The following is a 23,248-nucleotide window of genomic DNA, read 5'->3' as shown; positions in this document are numbered from 1 at the left end:
GAGAGGAATTTCGGCGATCCGGGGCGATTCTCGCGGGTAGGGGAAGCGCAACGTCGAACAAGCGTGTAGCTTCCGGGGGCATGAAGGCGGGGGAGCCGGGGGGCTTCCATGGGGGGCTGGGGTGACTGGGGGGTTGCTCGATGGGAGTGCGGCTCATGGTGGTCGACGACCACCGATTGCTGGCCGAGGCGCTGGCTTCGGCGTTGAAGCTGCGGGGGCACCGGGTGCTGGCCGCGGCGGCGCCGGCCGCGGGGGCGGCGGAGCTGGTGATCACGCGGGCGCCGGAGGTGTGCCTGCTGGGGACGGCGACGCCGGCGGAGCCGGGGATCTTCGACCCGGTGGTGAAGATCAAGCGGGAGCGGCCGCAGGTCGCGGTGCTGGTGCTGGGGCCGGTACCGAACCCTCGGGGCATCGCGGCGGCGTTCGCGGCGGGAGCCTCCGGGTACGTGCGGCACGATGAGCGCATAGAGGGTGTCGAGCGGGCGATCATGAAGGCGCGGGCGGGGGAGGCGGCGGTGGCGCCGCAGCTGCTGCAGGGAGCGTTCAGCGAGTTGCTCAACCCGGCTGCCCAACCGGACGACGAGGGCCAGAGGTTGCTCCAGATGCTCACGCCGCGCGAGGTGGAGGTGCTGGTCCGCGTCGCCGACGGTGAGGACACCCGCCTGATCGCGGCGGGCATGGGCATCGCACCGTCGACGGCGCGCACGCACGTCCAGCGGGTCCTGATGAAGCTGGGTGTGGGGTCGCGTCTGGAGGCGGCGGCTCTGGCGGCGCGGACGGGGTTGCTGGACCGGGCGGGGCCGGTTTCGCGGGAGCCGTGAGCCGCCTACGCGGTGGTGGTGGGTCGGGGCCGCGCCGGGGGGTGCCCGTCCTCGGAACGGCGCGATGGGCTCGGACGCCGACTGACTGTCCGTTGACGCGCCAACCCAGTGCGGGCGGACCCCCCGACACGTCCCCTGGCATACGACGGCGAATGCGGGCCGCCGCCCCCGCTGCGGGCATGCGTGCCGCTAAGGGCGGCACGGGTGGGCGCAGCGGCACCCCGCTCCGCCGGGTTGCGCACCCACCCGGCCCCGGCCCCGGCACCAAGGCCGGGTACCGGTCAATGCCGGGTTACTCCACTCGCTCGTCGTTCTCCGGCTCAACCCCGGGAGGGGCGGGGGCCGCGGGCCTCAGCTTCAGCCACACCAGGAAGAACAGGCCGAGGGCCAGCATGCCCAACCCGGTCCACAGGTTGATGTTCACCCCCTCCGCCTTGTCGATGTCCGCGTCGGACGCCGTGAACCCCGCGATCGTGACGATGACGCCGTAGACCACGAACAGCCCGCCGATGATCCGCCGGATGTCGAACAGCCTCGCGGCCGTCGCCGACTTGCCCTGCAACTCGGTGACTTCCCGTTGCAGGTCCTTCTCGGAGTAGAACTCGGACATGTGCGATCACACTCCTCGGTCAGGGTCGGTCAGAACGAGAACGGGATGTAACAGGCCGCGGCCAGCACCACCGCGCCCCAGCCGAGCAGCGCCGGCTTGCGGTACCAGGCGTCGTCCCCCGGCGCCGGCGGCTCCGCCATACCGGGCGAGCGCGTGCCGTAGACCAGCCCTTGCAGCTCCTCGGCCGGCTTGGGCGCGGTGAACAGCGACACCGCCACCATCACCACCGCGCCCGCGACGAAGCCCGCGATCGCCGAGACGAAGTTGGCCCCCTGGTCGGAGGGGATGTCGACGATGTCCTGCTTGTAGAGGACGAAGTAGTTGACCATCGCGGCGGTGGTGCCCGCGAGCAGCCCCCAGAAGCCCGACTTCATGGACGCCCGCTTCCAGAACATGCCGATGATGAAGACGACGAACATCGGCACGTTGAAGAAGGAGAACAGCGTCTGGAGGTAGGCCATGATGTTCGAGAAGGACCGCGCGAGGAACGCCGTGCCGATGGAGGCCAGCACGCCGATCGCGGTGATGAGGCGGCCGAAGCGCACGTAGTACGCGTCCTCGCGGCCCTTGACGACGTACTTCGCCCAGATGTCCGTCGTGAACACGGTGTTGAAGGACGACACGTTCGCCGCCATGCCCGCCATGAACGCCGCGAGCAGGCCGGTGACGGCGATGCCCAGCACACCGTTGGGCAGCAGCTGCTCCATCAGGTACGGGATGGCGTCGTTGTACTGGAGGTCGGAGCCGGACGTGCCGATCCTCGGGACCAGTACCGCGGCGACCAGGCCAGGGATCATCACCAGGAACACGATGAAGATCTTCGGGAACGCGGCGATCAGCGGGGTGCGCTGGGCCGCCGAGAGGTTCTTCGCGGAGAGCGCGCGCTGCACCTCGGCGAAGTTCGTCGTCCAGTAGCCGAAGGAGAGGACGAAGCCGAGGCCCAGGACGATCGTCAGCCAGTTCGCGCCCAGCGGGTTGTCGCTGCCGATGCCCGTGCCGCCCCAGGACGTCATGAAGTCCGAGCCGTGGCTCTTGGTCAGGGAGTCGGACAGGCCGTCCCAGCCGCCGACCTTCTTCAGCCCGAGGACGGTGATGGGGATGAGCGCCGCCAAGATCACGAAGAACTGGAGGACCTCGTTGTAGATGGCCGAGGACAGGCCGCCGAGGGTGATGTACGCCAGGACGAAGAAGCCGGCGACCACGATCGCCACCCACTCCGGCCAGCCCAGCAGCGCCTCGACGACGATGGCCAGGGCGTAGAGGTTGACGCCGGCGATGAGGATCGCGGCGAAGGCGAAGAGGATCGAACTGAGCAGGTGCGCCGCCCTGTCGAAGCGCAGCAGCAGGAACTCCGGGACCGAGCGCACCTTGGAGCCGTAGTAGAAGGGCATCATCACCAGGCCGAGGAAGACCATGGCGGGGATGGCGCCGATCCAGTACCAGTGCGTGGTGTAGACGCCGTACTGGGCGCTGTTGGCGGCCATGCCCAGGATCTCGGTGGCGCCCAGGTTGGCGGCGATGAACGCGAGACCGGTGACCCAGGCGGGCAGGGAACGGCCGGAGAGGAAGAAGTCGAGACTGGTCTTCACCGAGCGGCGGGCGGCGAAGCCGATGCCGAGGACGACGACGAAGTAGATGCCGAGGATCGTGTAGTCGAGCCAGTTCGTGGGGAGTCGCAGCTCGGCTGCCAGATATGTGGGGGTTTGCATGAGCCCTCGCTTTGTTGCGCGAACTGATACCTCGCGGATCCACTTCTCCGCGTTCAGTAATTGAACACGCCAGCTGATGCTCTTTGTTTGATTGTGATGTTGACGAGTGTGGTGAGTTGTGTTTTGATCTGTTGGGTTATGTTTGAAGGATGAGGAGTCCGGCGTGAAGAAGACCTCGACCCGGCTGGCCGACGGCCGCGAGCTCATCTACTACGACCTGCGTGACGACAGCGTGCGGGACGCGACCGACCGCCGCCCGCTGGACCGCACCGTCACCACGTCCGAGATCCGCCGCGACCCCCTGCTCGGCGACTCCGTCGCCATCGCCTCGCACCGCCAGGGCCGCACCTACCACCCCCCGGCCGACGAGTGCCCCCTGTGCCCGTCGGCGGGCGATCGCCTGAGCGAGATCCCGGACTCGTCGTACGACGTCGTCGTCTTCGAGAATCGGTTCCCCTCGCTCGCCGGCGACTCGGGCCGTTGCGAGGTCGTCTGCTTCACCTCCGACCACAACGCGTCCTTCGGCGAGCTCACCGAGGAGCAGGTGGGCCTGGTGCTGGAGGCGTGGACGGACCGTACGTCGGAGCTGTCCCACCTCCCCTCCGTCGAGCAGGTGTTCTGCTTCGAGAACCGGGGCGCCGAGATCGGCGTGACCCTCGGGCATCCGCACGGGCAGATCTACGCCTACCCCTTCACCACGCCCCGCACCGCCCTGATGCTCCGCTCGGCCGCGACCCACAAGGAGATGACCGGCGGGGAGAACCTCTTCGACGCCGTCCTGGAGCATGAACTCGCCGGCGAGCGGGTCGTCCTGGAGGGTGAACACTGGGTGGCCTTCGTGCCGTACGCGGCGCACTGGCCGTACGAGGTCCACCTGTACCCCAAGCGCCGCGTGCCCGACCTGCTCGGGCTGGACGAGGGCGCGCGCACAGAGTTCCCCAAGGTGTATCTGGAACTCTTGAGGCGCTTCGACCGGATCTTCGGGGAGAGTGAGTCTCCGACGCCGTACATCGCGGCCTGGCACCAGGCCCCGTTCGGCGCGCTGGAGGAGTTCGACGGTGTCGTGCGCGAGGACTTCGCGCTGCACCTCGAGCTTTTCACCATCCGCCGCACTTCCGGCAAGCTGAAGTTCCTCGCGGGTTCCGAGTCCGGCATGAACGTGTTCATCAACGACGTGCCGCCGGAGCACGCGGCCGAGCGACTGCGAGAGGTAGCGAGTTCATGAGCGGAAAGTACCTGGTGACAGGCGGCGCGGGATACGTCGGCAGCGTGGTCGCGCAACACCTGCTGGAGGCCGGTCACGAGGTCGTCGTCCTCGACAACCTCTCCACGGGCTTTCGCGAGGGAGTCCCGGCGGACGCGGCTTTCGTCGAGGGCGACATCCGCGACGCCGCCAAATGGCTGGATTCTTCCTTCGACGGAGTCCTTCACTTCGCCGCCTCCTCCCAGGTCGGCGAATCGGTCGTGAAGCCGGAGAAGTACTGGGACAACAACGTCGCCGGCTCCATGGCGCTGCTGGCCGCGATGCGCGAGGCGGACGTCCGCAAGCTGGTCTTCTCCTCGACCGCGGCGACGTACGGCGAGCCGGAGCAGGTCCCGATCGTCGAGTCGGCGCCCACGTCTCCGACGAACCCGTACGGTGCCTCGAAGCTCGCGGTCGACCACATGATCACGGGCGAGGCGGCGGCGCACGGCCTGGGCGCGGTCTCGCTGCGCTACTTCAACGTCGCCGGCGCGTACGGCGAGCACGGTGAGCGCCACGACCCCGAGTCCCACCTGATCCCGCTGGTTCTCCAGGTCGCACAGGGCAGGCGCGAGGCGATCTCCGTCTTCGGTGAGGACTACCCGACGCCGGACGGCACCTGCGTACGCGACTACATCCACGTCGCGGACCTGGCCGAGGCCCATCTGCTGGCGTTGCAGGCCGCCACCTCCGGCGAGCACCTGATCTGCAACCTCGGCAACGGCAACGGCTTCTCGGTCCGCGAGGTCATCGAAACGGTCCGTACGGTGACAGGTCACCCGATCCCGGAAGTGGTCGCCCCCCGCCGGGGCGGCGACCCGGCGGTCCTGGTGGCGTCGGCCGCCACGGCCCGCGAGAAGCTGGGCTGGAACCCGTCCCGCGCGGATCTCGCGGGGATCGTCGCGGACGCGTGGAACTTCGCGCAGCGGCGCGGCAACTAGGACGTACGGAAGGTCAGGGGTCAGGCATGAGCGAGGCTGTGGCGGAGACGGTCGCCTCACGGTTCAGCGAGCTGTACGGCGCCGAGCCGCACGGGGTGTGGGCGGCGCCGGGCCGCGTCAACCTCATCGGCGAGCACACGGACTACAACGACGGCTTCGTCATGCCGTTCGCCCTGCCGCACACGGCGGTGGCGGCCGTGGCACGCCGGGAGGACGGAGTCCTCCGCCTGCACTCGGCGGACGTCGAGGCAGGAGTCACCGAACTCCGCCTGGACGATCTCACCCCCGGGTCGGACAAGAACTGGACGGCGTACCCGGCGGGCGTGGTCTGGGCCCTTCGCGAGGCGGGCCACGCCATCACGGGCGCGGACATCCACCTCTCCTCCACGGTCCCGTCGGGCGCGGGCCTGTCGTCGTCGGCAGCCCTGGAAGTCGTCGTCGCCCTGGCCCTGAACGACCTCTTCTCCCTCGGCCTGCGGGGCTGGCAACTGGCCCGCCTGTGCCAGCGCGCGGAGAACGTCTACGTCGGCGCCCCGGTCGGCATCATGGACCAGACGGCGTCGGCCTGCTGCGAGGCCGGCCACGCCCTGTTCCTCGACACGCGCGACCTCTCCCAGCGCCAGATCCCCTTCGACCTGGCGGCCGAGGGCATGCGCCTCCTGGTCGTCGACACACAGGTCAAGCACTCCCACAGCGAGGGCGAGTACGGCAAGCGCCGCGCCGGCTGTGAGAAGGGCGCGGCCCTGCTGGGCGTCGACGCGCTCCGGGACGTCCCCTACGCCGACCTGGACGCGGCCCTGGCCCGCCTGGGCGACGAGGAGGAGGTCCGCCGCCTGGTCCGCCACATCGTCACGGAGAACGAGCGCGTCGAACGGGTCGTCTCCCTCCTGGAGTCGGGCGAGACCCGCGCGATCGGCCCGGTCCTCGTCGAGGGCCACGCCTCGCTTCGCGACGACTTCCGCATCTCCTGCCCCGAACTGGACCTGGTCGTCGACACGGCCCTGGCCTCCGGGGCCCTGGGCGCCCGCATGACGGGCGGCGGCTTCGGCGGCTCGGCGATCGTCCTCGCGGAGGAGCCGGACGTGGACGCCATCACCAAGGCGGTGACAGAGGCCTTCACGACGGCTGGCTTCACAACACCCCGCGTCTTCGAAGCGGTCCCGTCGGCGGGCGCACTCCGGCTGCACTGACCCGCCTCCACGAAGAACGGCGCCCTCCCCTTTTCGGGCAAGGGCGCCGCTCACATCCCGCAAGGTCTGCCTTGCTCTCGTCGACGCAGTACGTCAAAGCCGCCGAGGCCGTGTCGAACACCGTCACCTTGCGGTCGAAGTAACAGGTCGTTCGCGCCCGCGGACGCCGATGCGGACGCCGATGCGGCCGCCGACGGCGAAGCCGACGGGATCTCAGTTCCCCCCGAACCGCAGGCGGTCAGCAGCAGGGCTGCGGATGATGCGGTGAGCGCGGCCGTCGTGAGCCGGGCGGGGTGGTGCACTGGGGATTCCCGTTGAGGTGGGGGGACTCAAACGGATCAACGCTATCCGGTCACCGGTCACCGGTCACCGGTCACCGGCCGTCTCAGCCCAGCCTCTTCGTCAGCGTGTACTCCGTGATCCCCGGCGGATAGTCCGGCACCACGCACACCACCTCGTACCCCTGCTTCTCGTAGAACCTCGGTGCCTGGAAGTCCCAGGTCTCCAGGCGGGCCGAGCGGCAGCCGCGGGACGTTGTCGCGAGGTGCTCCGCCTGCGCGAGCAACCCCGCGCCCAGGCCCCTGCCCCGGTGGCGTTCGTCGACCCAGAGGTAGGTCACGTGGAGCCATGTCGCCCAGGTGTGGCCGACCAGGCCGCCGGCGAGGTCGTCGGTCCTGTCGTTCACAGCCCACACATGCAAGGGGACGTCCCTTTCGTCCGGTGTTCCGCGCAGGGCGCGCAGGATCGGAGAGGCGGCCCTGTTCGCGTCCCGCAGGCGTGCGCGGAGCAGATCACGTCGGGCCTTGTCGACTTCTGTCTCAAGACGGAACATGCGGCACACCATAAACGCGTCGGACAGTCAGTTCTGCAAATAACCTTCCGCTCCGGGCGCCCGTCCGTACCCTGATGAACAGCACCGGTGGGGGCCGGTGCCGATCAGGGGGCGGACATCCGGGTACGACGCCCGGGGTGGGGGTAGCGGTTACTGCACGGCGGCGGCCGTGCGGTCGGACGCAGCGGATCCGGACACTCCGGCGTCGTACCCGCGCGGTGTCATCCTCCGAAGCTGGGGTATCCCCTGCTCTTCGGGAGCTCGGGGAAGGGGGTTTCGTGGTTCGCATCCGAGTCCTGGTCGTCGACGACCATCGCATCTTCGCCGAGTCACTCGCGGCGGCCCTTGCCGCCGAGCCCGATGTCGACGTCTCCGCGGCCGGCAGCGGTCCGGCCGCGCTGCGCAGCCTGGAACGGGCGGTCGCCGAGGGGCGGCGGTTCGACGTGCTGCTCGTGGACGCCGACCTGGGCGGCAAGGTGCCGGGCGCCCGCCCGGCCGTACCCGTGCAGGAGGGCAACGAGGACGGGCTCGTGGACGGGATCTCCCTCGTCACGGGAGTGCGCTCTGCGCAGCCGAACGTACGGATCGTCGTGCTCGCCGAGAAGGACGATCCGCGGCGGGCGGCGCTCGCCCTGCAGGCCGGGGCCTGCGGGTGGGTGGCGAAGGACTGCTCGCTGTCGCGGCTGCTCACGGTCATCCGGGGCGTGCTGCGGGACGAGACCCATCTGCCGCCCGCCCTGCTGACGGGTGTGCTGCGGGAGCTCACCGCCGCCCGCAAGCACCGCACCGAGAGCGAGCGGCTCGTCGAGTCCCTCACTCCGCGTGAGCGGGAAGTGCTGCGGTGCATGGTGGCGGGGCTGGGGCGCAAGGCCGTCGCCGAGCGCCTGTATCTGTCGCCGCACACCGTGCGGACCCATATGCAGAACGTTCTCGGCAAGCTCGGCGTGCATTCCACCCTCGCCGCCGTCGCCCTGGCGCGGCGGGCCGGGGTCGGGCCCGCGGACCTAGCCGGGGATGTTGTCGAACGGGGCGGTCAGCTGGCGTAGCAGCGCCGCCAGTTCGCCGCGCTGGGCCCGGGAGAGTTCCGCGAGGATCGCGCGCTCCTGGTCCAGCAGACCCGCCAGGGCCTGGTCCGCGCGGTCTTGGCCCTCGTCCGTCAGCCGGACCAGGACGCCGCGGCGGTCACTGGGGTCGGGGAGCCGTTCCACCAGGCCCTTCTTCGCCAGGCGGTCGATGCGGTTCGTCATCGTGCCCGAGGTGACCAGGGTCTGGGTGAGGAGCTGTCCCGGCGAGAGCTGGTACGGCGTGCCCGCGCGGCGCAGGGCCGTCAGGACGTCGAACTCCCACGGCTCCAGATTGTGCTCCGAGAAGGCCAGCCGCCGGGCCCGGTCCAGATGCCGGGCCAGTCTGCTCACACGGCTGAGCACCTCGAGCGGTTCCACGTCGAGGTCCGGGCGCTCCCGGCGCCACGCTGCGACCAGCCGATCGACCTCGTCCTCCATGACGATCAGTGTAGTGGTTGTGTCGACGTAGAGTCTCTTGACGTCTAGTTTCTTGACATCGAGATACCTTGAGGGTGACGCTGGGTGTGCGTCCCGTACGGTCACCACCAGGACACCAGGAGGACCCATGCCCGCCGCCGCCCCCACCTGGGACCCCGCCCAGTACCTGCGTCACGCCGATCACCGGGCCCGGCCCTTCACCGACCTTCTCGCCCGCGTCCCCGACCCGCCCACCGGGCCGCCCCGCATCGCCGACCTCGGCTGCGGCCCCGGCAACGTCACCACGCTGCTCGCCGCCCGCTGGCCCACCGCCCGCATCACCGGCTACGACAACTCGCCCGAGATGCTCGACAAGGCACACGTCGATCACGAGGGGCCGACCGCGGGGGGCGGGCGCCTCGACTTCGCCCACGCCGACGTGCGGACGTGGACGTCGGACGAGCCCTACGACCTGATCGTCAGCAACGCCACGCTGCAATGGGTACCCGGGCACGTCGAGCGGTTCGCCGACTGGGTGGCCGGGCTGAAACCCGGCGGCACCCTCGCCTTCCAGGTGCCGGGCAACTTCGACGCCCCCAGTCACCGGCTCATGCGCGAACTCGCCGGTTCACCGCGCTGGCGCGGCCGGCTCGCAGACACCCTGCGCCACGCCGACGCCGTCCTCGGTCCCGAGGCCTACCTCGAGCGGCTGACGTCCCTCGGCTGCGCGGCCGACGTGTGGGAGACGACGTACATCCACCTGCTCCAGGGCGAGGACCCGGTGCTCGACTGGGTGAAGGGGACCGGCCTGCGGCCCGTGCTGACCGCGCTCGCCGACGAGCCCGAGGCGCGGGAGGCCTTCGTCGCCGAGTACCGGGCGGCCCTGCGCGAGGCCTATCCGGCCGGCCCGCACGGCACGCCCTTCCCGTTCCGCCGGGTGTTCGCCGTGGCCCGGAAGGACAGCTGATCATCGCCCGCGGCCATGTCCGGCTCGCCGCCCCGGCGGGGAAAGGGGCGGCTGCGGGTGTACGACATCGACGCCCTCGGGACGACCGGGATCCCCAGGCTCCCCGAGCCGCCGCCCGGCGGGGCGGGGCAACCGCCTGGAGTTCCTCGATCCTCTCTAGGCCTTGCGGCGTCCTATCAGGTGCGGCTTGGCCTCTATCCCGTCCAGGCCGTGCCACGCCAGGTTCACCAGGTGCGCGGCCACCTCGGCCTTCTTCGGCCTGCGCACGTCCAGCCACCACTGGCCGGTCAGGGCGACCATGCCGACCAAGGCCTGGGCGTACAGCGGGGCCAGCTTGGGGTCGAAGCCGCGGCTCTTGAACTCGCGGCCCAGGATGTCCTCCACCTGCGTGGCGATGTCCGAGATCAGCGAGGCGAAGGAGCCCGTCGACTGGGGGATGGGGGAGTCACGGACCAGGATGCGGAAACCGTCCGTGTACTCCTCGATGTAGTCCAGCAGGGCGAACGCCGCCTGTTCGCACAGTTCGCGGGGATGACCGGCCGTGAGCGAGCTGGTCACCATGTCCAGCAGACGCCGCATCTCACGGTCCACCACGACCGCGTACAGCCCTTCCTTGCCGCCGAAGTGCTCGTACACCACCGGCTTGGAGACCCCGGCCTTCGCCGCGATCTCCTCCACCGACGTGCCCTCGAACCCCTTCGCCGCGAAGAGCGTGCGACCGATCTCCAGCAGCTGCTGACGGCGCTCGGCACCGGTCATCCGGGTGCGACGCGCTCGCCGCGGCTTGTCATTGCTGGGGTTGCTGCTCGAATCGGTCGCCACAGCGACCATCATGCCGCCTCGACGGACTCCTTCCCGCGAGGGGAGCCGCCTTCCCCGGTGTCACGGCGCGAATCGATACGGGAGCGTGACGGCCAGCGCACGTCGTACGCCCAGCCCGCCATCTCGAACCAACGGATCAGCCGGGCGGACGAATCCAGCTGGCCGCGCATCACCCCGTGCCGCGCCGAGGTCGGGTCGGCGTGGTGCAGGTTGTGCCAGGACTCACCGCAGGACAGGACCGCCAGCCACCACACGTTGCCCGAACGGTCACGCGACTTGAAGGGGCGCTTGCCGACCGCGTGGCAGATCGAGTTGATCGACCAGGTCACGTGGTGCAGCAGGGCCACCCGCACGAGCGAGCCCCAGAAGAACGCGGTGAACGCGCCCCACCAGGACATCGTGACCAGACCGCCGATCAGCGGCGGCAGGGCCAGCGACAGCACCGTCCACAGGACGAACTGGCGGGAGATGCTGCGGAGCGTCTTGTCCTTGATCAGGTCCGGGGCGTACTTCTCCTGCGACGTCTGCTCCTCATCGAACATCCATCCGATGTGCGCCCACCACAGGCCCTTCATCAGGGCCGGAAGAGTCTCACCGAAACGCCACGGCGAGTGCGGGTCGCCCTCCGCGTCGGAGAACTTGTGGTGCTTGCGGTGATCGGCCACCCAGCGCACCAGCGGACCCTCCACCGCCATCGAGCCCGCGATCGCCAACGCGATCTTCAGCGGCCGCTTGGCCTTGAAGGAACCGTGCGTGAAGTGACGGTGGAAACCGATCGTGATGCCGTGGCACCCCAGGTAGTAGAAGAAGACCAGCAGACCGAGGTCCAGCCAGCTCACCCCCCAGCCCCACGCCAGCGGTACGGCCGCCAGCAGCGCGACGAACGGAACGGTGATGAAAAGCAGGAGGGCGATCTGCTCGATGGACCGCTTCTTCTCGCCGCCCAGCGTGGCGGGTGCGGCGTCGGTGGCCTGACCGGGCGCCTTCGGGGCGTCCTCGATCACGTCGGAACTACTGGTCATACGCGTCCCCTGGGGGGTATGTGGATGGAGAAGGATCGGCCGGGGCACGGCAACCGTGACCTGCTTCCTACGGGACCGTAACCTACGGCATCGTAAGTATGTCAGTGCGTCGCCCGGCGGCAAGAGCCCGCGAGCCTGCGCGTCCCGGCCGACACCTATCCTGGAGTCGGTCGGACAGCGCGGTCCGCTCTGATTTCCTCCCGGATGTCCGATCCGTATGCGGCCCCCGCCGCGCGAGACGCCGTCCGGGTACCCCCTCCCAGACGAGCTTCAAACACTGCAAGGAGCCGCACCTGTGAGCAGTGCCGACGACCAGACCACCACGACGAGCAGTGAGCTGCGTGCCGACATCCGCCGCTTGGGCGACCTCCTCGGCGAGACCCTCGTCCGCCAAGAGGGCCCTGAGCTGCTGGAACTCGTCGAGAAGGTCCGCCGCCTCACCCGTGAGGACGGCGAGGCCGCCGCCGAGCTGCTGCGTGGCACCGAACTCGACACCGCGGCCAAGCTGGTCCGCGCCTTCTCCACCTACTTCCACCTGGCCAACGTCACCGAGCAGGTCCACCGCGGCCGCGAGCTGCGCGCCCGCCGCGCCGCCGAAGGCGGACTTCTCGCCCGTACGGCCGACCGGCTCAAGGACGCCGACCCCGAGCACCTGCGCGAGACGGTCCGCAACCTCAACGTCCGCCCCGTCTTCACGGCCCACCCCACCGAGGCCGCACGCCGGTCCGTCCTGAACAAGCTCCGGCGCATCGCCGCCCTCCTGGAAACCCCGGTCATCGAGTCCGACCGGCGCCGCCTGGACATCCGCCTCGCCGAGAACATCGACCTCGTCTGGCAGACCGACGAACTGCGCGTCGTGCGCCCCGAACCCGCCGACGAGGCCCGCAACGCCATCTACTACCTCGACGAACTCCACGCGGGTGCCGTGGGCGACGTCCTGGAGGACCTGACGGCCGAGCTGGAACGGGCCGGGGTCAAGCTCCCCGACGACACCCGCCCCCTCACCTTCGGCACCTGGATCGGCGGCGACCGCGACGGCAACCCCAACGTCACCCCCCAGGTGACCTGGGACGTCCTCATCCTCCAGCACGAGCACGGCATCAACGACGCCCTGGAGACCATCGACGAACTCCGCGGCTTCCTGTCCAATTCCATCCGCTACGCCGGCGCCACCGAGGAACTGCTGACCTCCCTCCAGGCCGACCTGGAGAACCTCCCCGAGATCAGCCCCCGCTACAAGCGCCTCAACGCCGAAGAGCCCTACCGGCTCAAGGCCACCTGCATCCGGCAGAAGCTGGAGAACACCAAGAAGCGCCTCGCCAAGGGCACCCCGCACGTGCCGGGCCGCGACTACCTCGGCACCGGCGAGCTGATCAGCGACCTGCGGATCATTCAGGCCTCCCTGCGCGAGCACCGCGGCGGCCTCTTCGCCGACGGCCGCCTCGCCCGCACCATCCGCACCCTCGCCGCCTTCGGCCTCCAGCTCGCCACCATGGACGTCCGCGAACACGCCGACGCCCACCACCACGCCCTCGGCCAGCTCTTCGACCGGCTCGGCGAGGAATCCTGGCGCTACGCCGACATGCCCCGCGACTACCGCGCCAAGCTCCTCGCCAAGGAACTCAGGTCCCGCAGGCCCCTCGCCCCCACCCCGGCACCCGTCGACGCGCCCGGCGAGAAGACCTTCGGCGTCTTCGGCACCGTAAAGCGCGCCCTGGAGGTCTTCGGACCCGAGGTCATCGAGTCCTACATCATCTCCATGTGCCAGGGCGCCGACGACGTCTTCGCCGCCGCCGTCCTCGCCCGCGAGGCCGGCCTCGTCGACCTGCACGCCGGCTGGGCCAAGATCGGCATCGTGCCGCTGCTGGAGACCACCGACGAGCTCAAGGCCGCCGACACCATCCTGGAGGACATGCTCTCCGACCCGTCCTACCGGCGCCTCGTCGCGCTGCGCGGCGACGTCCAGGAGGTCATGCTCGGCTACTCCGACTCCTCCAAGTTCGGCGGCATCACCACCAGCCAGTGGGAGATCCACCGCGCCCAGCGCCGCCTGCGCGACGTCGCCCACCGCTACGGCGTACGCCTGCGCCTCTTCCACGGCCGCGGCGGCACCGTCGGCCGCGGCGGCGGCCCCACCCACGACGCCATCCTCGCCCAGCCCTGGGGCACCCTCGAAGGCGAGATCAAGGTCACCGAGCAGGGCGAGGTCATCTCCGACAAGTACCTCATCCCGTCCCTGGCCCGCGAGAACCTGGAACTCACCGTCGCGGCCACCCTCCAGGCCTCCGCCCTGCACACCGCACCCCGCCAGTCCGACGAGGCCCTCGCCCGCTGGGACGCCGCGATGGACGTCGTCTCCGACGCCGCCCACGCCGCCTACCGCCGCCTCGTCGAGGACCCCGACCTGCCGACGTACTTCCTCGCGTCGACGCCGGTGGACCAGCTCGCCGACCTGCACCTCGGCTCCCGGCCCTCCCGCCGCCCCGGCTCCGGCGTCTCGCTCGACGGCCTGCGCGCCATCCCCTGGGTGTTCGGCTGGACCCAGTCCCGCCAGATCGTCCCCGGCTGGTTCGGCGTCGGCTCCGGCCTCAAGGCCCTGCGCGAAGCCGGCCTCGACACCGTCCTCGACGAGATGCACGGCCAGTGGCACTTCTTCCGCAACTTCATCTCCAACGTCGAGATGACCCTGGCCAAGACCGACCTGCGGATCGCCCAGCACTACGTCGACACCCTCGTCCCCGACGAGCTCAAGCACGTCTTCGACACCATCAAGGCCGAACACGAACTGACCGTCGCCGAGGTCCTCCGCGTCACCGGCGAGAACGAACTGCTGGACGCCGAACCCGTCCTGAAGCAGACCTTCGCCATCCGCGACGCCTACCTCGACCCCATCTCCTACCTCCAGGTCGCCCTGCTCAAGCGCCAGCGCGACGCGGCCGCCGCCGCCGAACAGACCGACCCGCTCCTCGCCCGCGCCCTCCTCCTCACCGTCAACGGCGTGGCAGCCGGCCTGCGCAACACCGGCTGAACCACCCCCGGACACCACCGTGCCCCCGAGCCCGCACAGGGCTCGGGGGCACGGTCCGTTCCACGTCAGCCGCGGCTCGTCCTGCGCCGCCGCACCACCAGGAACCCGCCGGACGCGAGCAGCACCGCCGCCACACCCGACAGCAGACCCACCGGGGCACCATTGCCCGTCTCGGCGAGGTCACCGTACGTACCGCCCTGCGGGGACGGCGACGAGGACGCCGGCACACCACCGCCGGCCGACGAACCCGCAGACGCCGACGCACCCGGCTCACCCGACGGCACCAGCGAAGCCCCCGGCGAAGGCGACGCGGACGCCGACCCGGACGGCGTCGCACCGCCCGGCTCCTGCTCGTCCTCACAGTCCGTCCAGAACACCTTGTGCTTGGCGGAGCCCTTCTCGCCCTCGAAATTCCAGAACAGCTTGTAGTGCCCGCCGGGCAGCGACAGGTCCTCACTGCGGCCGTGACCCCGGGCGTCCAGCGTCAGCGCACCGGACTTCACCGTCTCCCCCTTGTTCTCACTCGGGGGGATGGCGTCGATGCGCCAGTCGACCTCCTGACCGCCGTCGAAACCGAAGGCATCCAGGTAGAAGGCGCACACATGCGGCTCGTTACGGCGCAGCTCCGCGCCCGTGGAGGCGTCATGGATCTTCACCGTGCCGTTGTCGCCGGGCGGGGTGGCGTGGGCGGCCGGAACGAGCAGGAGGACCGCGGAAGCGGCCGCGCAGACAGCGCCGAGGCGCGAGAGGGTTCGCATCGGGAGGTAGTCCATCTTCGAGAAGTGACCGGGAAGAAGTGGAGGGGGCGGCTCAGCTTCCAGCCTCGTCCGTCAGCGCGTCAATCACGAACACACAACGCTCGCCCCTCCACAGAAGGAGAGAACGCCCCAACCCCTCAGACCGTCACGAACGCGGCCGTCAGCAACGCCACCCCCGACAACGCCATCACCCACGCCACCCGCGTCCGCAGCAGACCACCCGCCACCACCACCGACGCCAGCAACAGCGCACCACCCAGCGGAATCCACGCGTACAACACCCCCGCCGGACCCGAACGCACCGCGTCATCACCGCCGGGCTTCATCACCACCGTGTAGGTCCGGCCCTTCTCCACCGCGACCGACCTCTCCAGCACCACCCGCGACCGCGGCAGCGAACCCTCCGACAACGGCGTATACGGGCCCGAGCACGTGTCCGGCCCGCACCGCACCACGTCGACCGTGCCCCGCTCCCGGCCCTTCGTCAGCATCACGTGCTGCGCCGCACCCCACGACGCCCACACACCCGCGATCAGAATCAGCACCGCGACCGTACCCATCGCCGCGAACCGCAGAAACCGCAGTACGGCGGCCGAGGCCTGACGAGAAGAGGCGGCAGTGGCAGGCATGGCCGGGATCATTGGCCATGCCTGAACGGCCCGTCAACCTCGGCGGGTGACAAGTCAGGAGTTGTACGTGCTTTGCGCCCGCTCCAGCCCCTCGATCACCAGACACTCCACCGCGTCCGCCGCCCGGTCCACGAAGTAGTCCAGCTCCTTGCGCTCCGCCGACGCGAAATCCTTCAGCACGAAATCCGCCACCGGCATCCGCCCCGGCGGCCGCCCGATCCCGAACCGCACCCGGTGATACTCCGACCCGAACGCCTTCGTCATCGACTTCAACCCGTTGTGCCCGTTGTCGCCACCACCGAGCTTCAGCCGCAGCACCCCGTAATCGATGTCCAACTCGTCATGCACCGCCACCACATGAGCCACCGGCACCTTGTAGAAATCCCGCAGCGCGTTCACCGGACCGCCCGACAGATTCATGAACGACATCGGCTTCGCCAGAATCACCCGCCGGTTCAACGGCCCCGGCGGCCCGATCCGGCCCTCCACGACCTGCGCCTGCGCCCGCCCGGCCCGCTTGAACCTCCCCCCGACCCGGTCCGCCAGCAGATCGGCCACCATGAAACCCACGTTGTGCCGGTTCCCCGCGTACTCCGGCCCCGGATTGCCCAGCCCCACGATCAGCCAGGGAGCAGCGGCATCGGTCGTCACGTCCATGTCTCCTTCATACGCGTCGGCCGCTGCCCCGCACGGGAACAGCGGCCGACGAAACGACGACGAAGAGGATCAGGCCTCGGCGGCCACTTCGCCCTCGCCCTCACCCTCAGCGGACTCCTCGGCCTGCGCGGCCAGAACCTGCAGGACGACGGTGTCCTCCTCGACGTCCAGCGTCGTGCCCTTCGGCAGCGTGATGTCCTTGGCGAGGACGGAGTCACCAGCCGTCAGACCCTCGACGGAGACCGTCACGGACTCCGGGATGTGCGTCGCCTCGGCCACGACCGGCAGCGCGTTCAGCACGTGCTCCAGCAGGTTGCCGCCCGGGGCCAGCTCACCCTCGGTGTGAACGTAGATCTCGACGTTGACCTGCTCGCCACGCTTGACCAGCTGCAGGTCCACGTGCTCCAGGAAACCCTTCAGCGGGTCACGCTGCACGGCCTTCGGGATCGCCAGCTCGTTCGACTTGCCGTCGATGTCCAGCGCGATCAGCACGTTCGGCGTACGCAGCGCCATCAGCAGGTCGTGACCCGGCAGAGTCAGGTGCAGCGGGTCCGAACCGTGCCCGTACAGGACACCCGGAACCTTGGCTTCACGACGAATACGGCGCGCGGCACCCTTACCGAACTCGGTGCGCGTCGCGGCGGAGATCTTCACCTCGGACATAATCACTCCTCGAAGTAGGAACGGACGTGGTCACCCGGCCACGAACGGCCTGCTACGAAGAGCGCGTCGATAACGGACAGCCGCATCCCCAAACGGGAACGGCCTCCCTCGCCGAGCAACTTCAGCAGTCTACTCGGCGAGGGAGGCCGCACCCAAAACGATCTACTACAAGCCCGAACAGGGGCTTTTACTGGTCGTCGAACAGGCTCGTCACCGAACCGTCCTCGAACACCTCACGCACCGCATTCGCGATCGTCGGCGCGATCGACAACACCGAGATCTTGTCCAGGTCGCCGCTCAGCTCACCCGGCGTCGGCAGCGTGTTCGTGAACACGAACTCACTCACCCGCGAGTTCTTCAAACGGTCGCTCGCCGGGCCCGACAGCACACCATGCGTCGCCGTCACGATCACGTCCTCCGCGCCGTGCGCGAACAGCGCGTCCGCCGCGGCACAGATCGTCCCACCCGTGTCGATCATGTCGTCCACCAGGACACACACGCGCCCCTTCACCTCACCCACGACCTCGTGGACGGTGACCTGGTTCGCCACATCCTTGTCACGCCGCTTGTGCACGATCGCCAGCGGCGCGCCCAGCCGGTCGCACCACCGGTCCGCGACCCGCACCCGGCCCGCGTCCGGAGACACGACCGTCAGCTTCTCCCGCTCCACCTTCCGGCCCACGTAGTCCGCCAGCAGCGGCAACGCGAACAGATGATCCACCGGACCATCGAAGAAGCCCTGAATCTGGTCCGTGTGCAGATCCACGGTCAGCAGCCGGTCCGCACCCGCGGTCTTCATCATGTCCGCGATCAGACGCGCCGAAATCGGTTCACGTCCACGGTGCTTCTTGTCCTGCCGCGCGTAACCGTAGAACGGCACGATGACCGTGATGGAGCGGGCCGACGCACGCTTCAACGCGTCGATCATGATCAACTGCTCCATGATCCATTTGTTGATCGGAGCCGTGTGGCTCTGGATCAGGAAACAGTCGGCACCACGCGCCGACTCCTGATAACGCACATAGATCTCACCGTTCGCGAAGTCGAAGGCCTTCGTCGGGACAACCCCGACACCCAGCTGTTGGGCGACCTCCTCCGCAAGCTCGGGGTGGGCGCGGCCGGAGAAGAACATCAACTTCTTCTCGCCGGTCGTCTTGATCCCGGTCACAGCACTGTCTCCTCAGAGGTGTCGCAGCTGGGTGTCGAGAGACCTCGCAGCCGGCTTGCCGGAGGCCGTCTCAGCTGGTGGGGGTGCGGGTGTGCACTTATCACCGTACGCCGTGTTTCAGGCATCGGTTTCCGGTCAGCCCTCACCGGCCGGCTCCCGGGACGCCGCCTCCGCCGCCTTCGCGGCCGCGCTCCCCGGACGCTTCCGAGCCACCCAGCCCTCGATATTCCGCTGCTGACCACGGGCCACGGCCAGCGAACCGGGCGGCACATCCTTCGTGATCACGGACCCGGCGGCGGTGTACGCACCGTCCCCCACCGTGACAGGCGCCACAAACATGTTGTCCGAGCCCGTCCGGCAGTGAGAGCCGATGGTCGTGTGGTGCTTCTCCTGCCCGTCGTAGTTCACGAACACGCTGGCGGCACCGATGTTGGTCTGCTCCCCGATCGTCGCGTCCCCCACATAGGAAAGGTGAGGCACCTTCGTCCCGTCCCCGATCGACGCGTTCTTCGTCTCGACGTACGTCCCGATCTTGCCCTTCGCACCGAGCCGCGTCCCCGGACGCAGATACGCGTACGGCCCCACGGTCGCGTCCGGGCCGACCTCGGCGCCCGCGGCCACGGTGTTGTCCACCCGCGCACCCGCACCCACGCGAGTGTCGGTCAGCCGGCAGTTGGGCCCGACCTCGGCACCCTCCGCCAGATGCGTCGTGCCGTGCAGCTGGGTGCCCGGGTGGACAACCGCGTCCTGCTCGAAGGTGACGGTCACGTCGATCCAGGTGGTGGCCGGGTCGATGACGGTCACACCGCCGAGCATCGCCTCGGTCAGCAACCGGTCGTTCAGAATCCGGCGGGCCTCCGAGAGCTGCACACGGTTGTTGATCCCGGCGATCTCACGGTGGTCGTCGGCCACGGACGCCCCGACCCGATGCCCCGCCTCACGCAGGATCCCGAGCACATCGGTCAGGTACTCCTCGCCCTGGCTGTTGTCCGTCCGCACCTTCTTCAGCGCGTCTGCCAGCAACGCCCCGTCGAACGCGAACACACCCGAGTTGATCTCACGGATCGACCGCTGCGCGTCGGTGGCGTCCTTGTGCTCGACGATCGCGGTGACGGCCCCGGTGGCGTCGTCGCGGACGATCCGCCCGTACCCCGTCGCGTCCGGCACCTCGGCGGTCAGCACGGTGACCGCGTTGCCGTCGGCGGAGTGCGTGGCGGCGAGGGCCCGCAGCGTCGCACCACGCAGCAGGGGCGTATCGCCGCACACCACCACGACGGTCCCGTCGACGGACCCGCCGAGCTCCTCCAGACCCATCCGCACGGCGTGCCCCGTGCCGTTCTGCTCCGCCTGCACGGCGGTACGGACGTCGGGGGCGATGCCGCCGAGATGGGCGGTGACCTTCTCACGGGCGTGGCCGACCACGACGACCAGATGCTCGGGCTGCAGCTCGCCTGCGGCCGCGAGCACGTGCCCGACGAGACTGCGGCCGCAGAGCTCATGCAGGACCTTGGGTGTGGCCGACTTCATACGGGTGCCCTCACCCGCTGCGAGAACGACGACGGCTGCCGGGCGGTTGGCGCTCACGGGATGCCCTTCGGCTGTGGATGGGGTGGGGTGACATCCGCAGGATACCGGGGGGTTTTGTGGGGGGTATGAGAGTGGGCCCTGACTTGGCTGTCGCCGGTCAGGGCCCGAACTTGAGCATGTGCTCCCCCGCCAGGACTCGAACCCGGACAGATGGCACCAAAAGCCACAGTGCTGCCAATTACACCACGGGGGAACGAACTCGACTAAACCGGACATCTAGCCAGATCACCGAGCGGCGCCTCCTACTATGCCGTACCAGGCGCCCTCCATGCGACGGTACAGATCGGCGCTCTTGAGTACGTACACGATCAAGCAGCCGTGATATGCCTCGGAGGTGTTCTTCCGGCTCGTCTTCGGGTTGTGCTTCTTGAGGGTGGCCCTCTGGAATGTCAGGGGCTCAACGCCTACCAGCGCGGCCCAAAACTCTTCGGAGCTCGCCACGTTGGCCGACTCGTGGATGCTCACCCGAAAGCGCAGGCGCTCGCGCTCTACGCCCAGTACGTCGAGCCAGCGCAGGAAGAAGCTGATGACGTTCGGGTCGCTGTTGATGAAGTACAGCCTCTCGCGGCGACTGTACGGCTTGTCCTTGGCTCCCTCGGCCCAGTAGAGGGTCACTCCAGCCAGGAACACCTCCCTGTCGGACAGATCACCGACCGCATGCTTGGCGGCCGCCTTCGCGTGCCGGCGCTCCTCCTCGCGACGTTGCAGTGCGGCTTCCCAGCCTCGCCGGGCGATGGCCGACGCCTTCTCGGTGCTGCGCTTGCGCTCCGGCTTCGGAAGATCCCGTACCCACAGCGAGATCGAACTCTTCGAGCACCCCAGCTCCACCTGGATCCGGTCGTACGTCCACCCCTGGAGCCGGAGTTCCCTCGCCTTCTCCCTCAGGTCGTCCTTCGCGTTCGGGCGCTTCGTCCAGGCCGGCGGGGGTTCGCCCTCCAGCAGGCGGTTGAGGATGTCGTTGTTGTCGACGTGGAGGCGGTCGCGGATCTGGCGTCGGCTCAAGCCGGAGCGCCGCAGCTCCATCGCCCTCTCTCGCAACTCCTCGAAGTCGGCGTATTTGCCGGCTGCGTGTGTCATACGCATACCGTCCGGGCGGAATGCCGGCTTCCGTGGTCGAACGGTGAGCGATTCAGCAGTTCGAGGGATATCGGGTGGTATCGCAACCGAACGGTCACGGAGTGTGGTGTAGGCCAGTGCGGGAAACTCGCCGGAAAACCGGCGGTGGCCGCCCGTAGGCTGGGAGACATGACCGCGACGGGGGAAGAGCAGGTGACGGCCCGGGGAGGGCCTTGGTGGTGGGCCAGGCGGCGTAGTGCCGTGTTCGATGTGAGCCTGGCCGCGGGGTCCGCGCTGGAGTGCGCGCTGGAGGGGATCCCGTTCGCCAGGGACGCGGGGATCCCGGAGGTGGCCGGGGTCGTTTTCGGGCTGCTGGCCGGTTCCGTGCTGGTCGTGCGGCGGCGGTGGCCGATCGCCGTGGTGCTGGTGTCGATCGCCATCACGCCGGCCGAGATGGGTTTCCTGATGGGCGTCGTCGGCCTGTACACGCTGGCCGCGGCCGAGCTGCCCCGGCGGATCATCGCCTCGCTGGCGGGGATGTCGCTGGTGGGGACGCTGATCGTGACGTTCGTGAAGACGCGGCAGGACATGTCGCGGGGGGACTTGGACATAGGGGACTGGTTTGTGCCCTTCGCGGCGATCACGATGTCGCTGGGCTTCACGGCGCCTCCGGTCCTGCTCGGTCTGTACGTGGGGGCGCGGCGGCGGTTGATGGAGAGTCTGCGGGAGCGGGCGGACAGTCTGGAGCGGGAGCTTCAGCTGCTCGCGGAGCGGGCGGAGGAGCGGGCCGAGTGGGCCCGGAACGAGGAGCGGACGCGGATCGCGCGGGAGATGCACGATGTGGTCGCTCATCGGGTGAGTCTGATGGTGGTGCATGCCGCGGCCCTGCAGGCGGTGGCGCGGAAGGATCCGGAGAAGGCCGTCCGGAATGCCGCGCTGGTGGGGGACATGGGGCGGCAGGCGCTGACGGAGCTGCGGGAGATGCTCGGGGTGCTGCGCAGTGGTGGTGACGTGCGGCGTGAGCGTGCGGCGTCGGTGCCGTTGGCGGCGGTGGGGGTGGCCGCGGCCGCGGCTGCGGCGGCTTCGCGGGCGGCGGATGACGAGGGGCCGTGTCTGGCGGAGATCGAGGAGTTGGTGGGGCAGTCGGCTGCCGCGGGGATGGTGGTGGCGTTTTCGGTGGAGGGGGATGTCCGGTCGTATGCGCCTTTGGTGGAGCAGACGGCGTATCGGGTGGTGCAGGAGGCGTTGACGAACGTCCACAAGCACGCGGCCGGGGCGAAGACGTATGTGAGGTTGGCGCATCGGGTGTCGGAGATCGCGATGCAGGTGGAGAACGAGCCGCCTGAGGAGGCGGCGGCGTCGGCGCGGTTGCCGTCGGGGGGGAACGGGCTGGTGGGGATGAAGGAGCGGGTCTCGGCGCTGGGTGGGGTGTTTGTGTCGGGGCCGACGGATGCGGGGGGTTTTCGGGTGTCGGCGGTGATTCCGGCGTCGTAGGCCGCCTGGCGCCTGGCGCCGGGGGTCCGTGGTCAGCCTGTGGTGAGGCGTACGGGTTCGGTGCCGGCGATGAGGGTGGCCAGGGCTTGGTCGATGTCGTGGCCGAGGTACCAGTCGCCGGTGTGGTCGAGGGTGTAGACGCGGCCGTCGGTGTCGATGGCGAGGAGGGCCTGGCTGTCGGTTTCGGCGCCGAGGGGGCAGACGTCGGTGCCGAGGGCGCGGCCGAGGTCGGCGAGGGTGCGGGCCATGTGGAGGCCGTGCAGCGGGTCGAGGTGGAGGTTGGCGGGGGCGACCTGGCGGCCGGGGCCGGTGGGGGTGATGTGGAGTCCGCCGAATTCGGCCCAGGCCTCGACGGCGGCGGGGAAGACGGTGTGGCGGTGGCCTGCGGGGGAGGCGTGGTCGCGCAGGGCGTCGGCCCAGATCTCGGCTTGTTTGATGTCCCAGCGTCCGGGTTGCCAGCCGGCGGCGCGCAGGGCGGCGTCGACGGGTACGGCGAAGCGGGTGGTGGAGGTGCGGTCGGTGTGCATCTGCCCTTCGTCTCGTCGAGGTCCTGGTGGCGCGTGGGCGTGC

22 protein-coding genes and 1 tRNA gene are annotated in these 23,248 nt (G+C 69.4%); 8 read left to right on the top strand and 15 right to left on the bottom strand.

The genetic code is table 11. The features are described 5' to 3' along the window. Positions 1-140 precede the first annotated feature (140 nt). Positions 141-821, top strand: coding sequence for a helix-turn-helix transcriptional regulator (locus tag CEB94_RS16895; RefSeq protein ID WP_175433025.1), 681 nt, complete (start codon positions 141-143; stop codon positions 819-821). A 292-nt stretch (positions 822-1,113) separates the two neighbouring features. Here the strand turns inward: CEB94_RS16895 and CEB94_RS16890 are convergent, their stop codons facing one another. Further along, positions 1,114-1,431, bottom strand: a complete 318-nt coding sequence (locus tag CEB94_RS16890; RefSeq protein ID WP_175433024.1) for a hypothetical protein — start codon at positions 1,429-1,431, stop codon at positions 1,114-1,116. A 29-nt stretch (positions 1,432-1,460) separates the two neighbouring features. Then, positions 1,461-3,140 carry a sodium:solute symporter family protein gene (locus CEB94_RS16885; RefSeq protein ID WP_175433023.1) on the bottom strand — a complete coding sequence of 560 codons (1,680 nt, stop codon included), beginning with the start codon at positions 3,138-3,140 and terminating at the stop codon, positions 1,461-1,463. 163 nt (positions 3,141-3,303) lie between these two features. On the opposite strand from CEB94_RS16885, the gene galT reads away from it, so the two are divergent. Genes galT through galK form a run of 3 tightly spaced genes read left to right on the top strand, consistent with a single transcriptional unit; the run spans position 3,304 to position 6,514 of the window. Next, on the top strand, positions 3,304-4,365 hold the full coding sequence (galT, locus tag CEB94_RS16880; protein WP_175433022.1) for a galactose-1-phosphate uridylyltransferase: 1,062 nt from the start codon (positions 3,304-3,306) through the stop codon (positions 4,363-4,365). Further along, positions 4,362-5,324 (top strand): UDP-glucose 4-epimerase GalE, encoded by a 963-nt coding sequence (galE, locus tag CEB94_RS16875; protein ID WP_175433021.1) that lies wholly within the window; start codon positions 4,362-4,364, stop codon positions 5,322-5,324. Before galT ends, galE begins: the two co-directional genes overlap by 4 nt. Before the next feature lie 26 nt (positions 5,325-5,350). Then, positions 5,351-6,514 (top strand): galactokinase, encoded by a 1,164-nt coding sequence (galK, locus tag CEB94_RS16870; protein ID WP_175433020.1) that lies wholly within the window; start codon positions 5,351-5,353, stop codon positions 6,512-6,514. Positions 6,515-6,899: 385 nt separating this feature from the next. On the opposite strand, the gene CEB94_RS16865 is transcribed toward galK, so the two are convergent. Beyond that, positions 6,900-7,358 (bottom strand): GNAT family N-acetyltransferase, encoded by a 459-nt coding sequence (locus tag CEB94_RS16865; RefSeq protein ID WP_175433019.1) that lies wholly within the window; start codon positions 7,356-7,358, stop codon positions 6,900-6,902. A gap of 266 nt (positions 7,359-7,624) precedes the next feature. Between CEB94_RS16865 and CEB94_RS16860 the strand changes: the two genes are divergently transcribed. Beyond that, positions 7,625-8,392 carry a LuxR C-terminal-related transcriptional regulator gene (locus CEB94_RS16860; protein ID WP_175433018.1) on the top strand — a complete coding sequence of 256 codons (768 nt, stop codon included), beginning with the start codon at positions 7,625-7,627 and terminating at the stop codon, positions 8,390-8,392. Here CEB94_RS16860 and tamR read toward each other — a convergent pair. Continuing rightward, a complete protein-coding gene (gene tamR, locus CEB94_RS16855) occupies positions 8,351-8,848 on the bottom strand; it encodes a MarR family transcriptional regulator TamR (RefSeq protein ID WP_175433017.1) in 498 nt (165 codons plus the stop codon). The two genes, CEB94_RS16860 and tamR, sit on opposite strands and share 42 nt — an antisense overlap. Before the next feature lie 127 nt (positions 8,849-8,975). Here tamR and CEB94_RS16850 point away from each other — a divergent pair, with 127 nt between their 5' ends. Beyond that, the gene (locus tag CEB94_RS16850) at positions 8,976-9,794 is read left to right on the top strand and encodes a trans-aconitate 2-methyltransferase (protein WP_175433016.1); all 819 of its coding nucleotides are present in this window, start codon (positions 8,976-8,978) and stop codon (positions 9,792-9,794) included. Positions 9,795-9,950: 156 nt separating this feature from the next. On the opposite strand, the gene CEB94_RS16845 is transcribed toward CEB94_RS16850, so the two are convergent. Beyond that, a complete protein-coding gene (locus CEB94_RS16845) occupies positions 9,951-10,628 on the bottom strand; it encodes a TetR/AcrR family transcriptional regulator (protein ID WP_175433015.1) in 678 nt (225 codons plus the stop codon). After that, positions 10,625-11,638, bottom strand: a complete 1,014-nt coding sequence (locus tag CEB94_RS16840) for an acyl-CoA desaturase (RefSeq protein ID WP_031138648.1) — start codon at positions 11,636-11,638, stop codon at positions 10,625-10,627. Before CEB94_RS16840 ends, CEB94_RS16845 begins: the two co-directional genes overlap by 4 nt. A 295-nt stretch (positions 11,639-11,933) precedes the next feature. On the opposite strand from CEB94_RS16840, the gene ppc reads away from it, so the two are divergent. Then, positions 11,934-14,666, top strand: a complete 2,733-nt coding sequence (ppc, locus tag CEB94_RS16835) for a phosphoenolpyruvate carboxylase (protein WP_175433014.1) — start codon at positions 11,934-11,936, stop codon at positions 14,664-14,666. Between the two features lie 65 nt (positions 14,667-14,731). Here the strand turns inward: ppc and CEB94_RS16830 are convergent, their stop codons facing one another. The 8 genes from CEB94_RS16830 to CEB94_RS16795 all read right to left on the bottom strand — a co-directional run bounded on the left by CEB94_RS16830 (position 14,732) and on the right by CEB94_RS16795 (position 21,205). Next, complete coding sequence (locus CEB94_RS16830) at positions 14,732-15,424, bottom strand: LPXTG cell wall anchor domain-containing protein (protein WP_175433013.1); 693 nt, start codon at positions 15,422-15,424, stop codon at positions 14,732-14,734. A gap of 137 nt (positions 15,425-15,561) precedes the next feature. Continuing rightward, positions 15,562-16,053 (bottom strand): hypothetical protein, encoded by a 492-nt coding sequence (locus CEB94_RS16825; RefSeq protein WP_246111817.1) that lies wholly within the window; start codon positions 16,051-16,053, stop codon positions 15,562-15,564. Positions 16,054-16,107: 54 nt separating this feature from the next. Continuing rightward, complete coding sequence (gene pth / locus CEB94_RS16820) at positions 16,108-16,710, bottom strand: aminoacyl-tRNA hydrolase (protein ID WP_175433011.1); 603 nt, start codon at positions 16,708-16,710, stop codon at positions 16,108-16,110. Between the two features lie 69 nt (positions 16,711-16,779). Continuing rightward, complete coding sequence (locus CEB94_RS16815; protein WP_175433010.1) at positions 16,780-17,373, bottom strand: 50S ribosomal protein L25/general stress protein Ctc; 594 nt, start codon at positions 17,371-17,373, stop codon at positions 16,780-16,782. Positions 17,374-17,560: 187 nt separating this feature from the next. Then, positions 17,561-18,541, bottom strand: coding sequence for a ribose-phosphate diphosphokinase (locus tag CEB94_RS16810; RefSeq protein WP_031138636.1), 981 nt, complete (start codon positions 18,539-18,541; stop codon positions 17,561-17,563). Between the two features lie 135 nt (positions 18,542-18,676). Then, the gene (gene glmU, locus CEB94_RS16805; protein WP_175433009.1) at positions 18,677-20,125 is read right to left on the bottom strand and encodes a bifunctional UDP-N-acetylglucosamine diphosphorylase/glucosamine-1-phosphate N-acetyltransferase GlmU; all 1,449 of its coding nucleotides are present in this window, start codon (positions 20,123-20,125) and stop codon (positions 18,677-18,679) included. Between the two features lie 124 nt (positions 20,126-20,249). Next, positions 20,250-20,321: transfer RNA gene (locus CEB94_RS16800), tRNA-Gln, on the bottom strand. A 32-nt stretch (positions 20,322-20,353) separates the two neighbouring features. Further along, positions 20,354-21,205 carry a hypothetical protein gene (locus tag CEB94_RS16795; protein WP_175433008.1) on the bottom strand — a complete coding sequence of 284 codons (852 nt, stop codon included), beginning with the start codon at positions 21,203-21,205 and terminating at the stop codon, positions 20,354-20,356. Between the two features lie 168 nt (positions 21,206-21,373). Between CEB94_RS16795 and CEB94_RS16790 the strand changes: the two genes are divergently transcribed. Continuing rightward, on the top strand, positions 21,374-22,678 hold the full coding sequence (locus CEB94_RS16790; protein ID WP_175433007.1) for a sensor histidine kinase: 1,305 nt from the start codon (positions 21,374-21,376) through the stop codon (positions 22,676-22,678). Positions 22,679-22,710: 32 nt separating this feature from the next. On the opposite strand, the gene CEB94_RS16785 is transcribed toward CEB94_RS16790, so the two are convergent. Continuing rightward, positions 22,711-23,205 carry an SUKH-3 domain-containing protein gene (locus CEB94_RS16785; RefSeq protein WP_175433006.1) on the bottom strand — a complete coding sequence of 165 codons (495 nt, stop codon included), beginning with the start codon at positions 23,203-23,205 and terminating at the stop codon, positions 22,711-22,713. Positions 23,206-23,248 lie beyond the last annotated feature (43 nt).

It is taken from the genome of Streptomyces hawaiiensis, assembly GCF_004803895.1.
Lineage (GTDB): Bacteria > Actinomycetota > Actinomycetes > Streptomycetales > Streptomycetaceae > Streptomyces > Streptomyces hawaiiensis.
This window is presented reverse-complemented; position numbering and strand designations above follow the sequence as displayed.

Excerpts from the sequence above, each read along its gene's own strand:
- CEB94_RS16830 (WP_175433013.1), bottom strand. The coding sequence starts at position 15,424 with ATGCGAACCCTCTCGCGCCTCGGCGCTGTCTGCGCGGCCGCTTCCGCG.
- CEB94_RS16895 (WP_175433025.1), top strand. The coding sequence starts at position 141 with ATGGGAGTGCGGCTCATGGTGGTCGACGACCACCGATTGCTGGCCGAG.
- CEB94_RS16795 (WP_175433008.1), bottom strand. The coding sequence starts at position 21,205 with ATGACACACGCAGCCGGCAAATACGCCGACTTCGAGGAGTTGCGAGAG.
- CEB94_RS16885 (WP_175433023.1), bottom strand. The coding sequence starts at position 3,140 with ATGCAAACCCCCACATATCTGGCAGCCGAGCTGCGACTCCCCACGAAC.
- CEB94_RS16840 (WP_031138648.1), bottom strand. The coding sequence starts at position 11,638 with ATGACCAGTAGTTCCGACGTGATCGAGGACGCCCCGAAGGCGCCCGGT.
- CEB94_RS16865 (WP_175433019.1), bottom strand. The coding sequence starts at position 7,358 with ATGGTGTGCCGCATGTTCCGTCTTGAGACAGAAGTCGACAAGGCCCGA.
- CEB94_RS16890 (WP_175433024.1), bottom strand. The coding sequence starts at position 1,431 with ATGTCCGAGTTCTACTCCGAGAAGGACCTGCAACGGGAAGTCACCGAG.
- CEB94_RS16850 (WP_175433016.1), top strand. The coding sequence starts at position 8,976 with ATGCCCGCCGCCGCCCCCACCTGGGACCCCGCCCAGTACCTGCGTCAC.
- CEB94_RS16785 (WP_175433006.1), bottom strand. The coding sequence starts at position 23,205 with ATGCACACCGACCGCACCTCCACCACCCGCTTCGCCGTACCCGTCGAC.
- galE (WP_175433021.1), top strand. The coding sequence starts at position 4,362 with ATGAGCGGAAAGTACCTGGTGACAGGCGGCGCGGGATACGTCGGCAGC.
- CEB94_RS16815 (WP_175433010.1), bottom strand. The coding sequence starts at position 17,373 with ATGTCCGAGGTGAAGATCTCCGCCGCGACGCGCACCGAGTTCGGTAAG.
- CEB94_RS16825 (WP_246111817.1), bottom strand. The coding sequence starts at position 16,053 with ATGCCTGCCACTGCCGCCTCTTCTCGTCAGGCCTCGGCCGCCGTACTG.
- tamR (WP_175433017.1), bottom strand. The coding sequence starts at position 8,848 with ATGGAGGACGAGGTCGATCGGCTGGTCGCAGCGTGGCGCCGGGAGCGC.
- galK (WP_175433020.1), top strand. The coding sequence starts at position 5,351 with ATGAGCGAGGCTGTGGCGGAGACGGTCGCCTCACGGTTCAGCGAGCTG.
- pth (WP_175433011.1), bottom strand. The coding sequence starts at position 16,710 with ATGGACGTGACGACCGATGCCGCTGCTCCCTGGCTGATCGTGGGGCTG.
- CEB94_RS16845 (WP_175433015.1), bottom strand. The coding sequence starts at position 10,628 with ATGATGGTCGCTGTGGCGACCGATTCGAGCAGCAACCCCAGCAATGAC.
- CEB94_RS16790 (WP_175433007.1), top strand. The coding sequence starts at position 21,374 with ATGACCGCGACGGGGGAAGAGCAGGTGACGGCCCGGGGAGGGCCTTGG.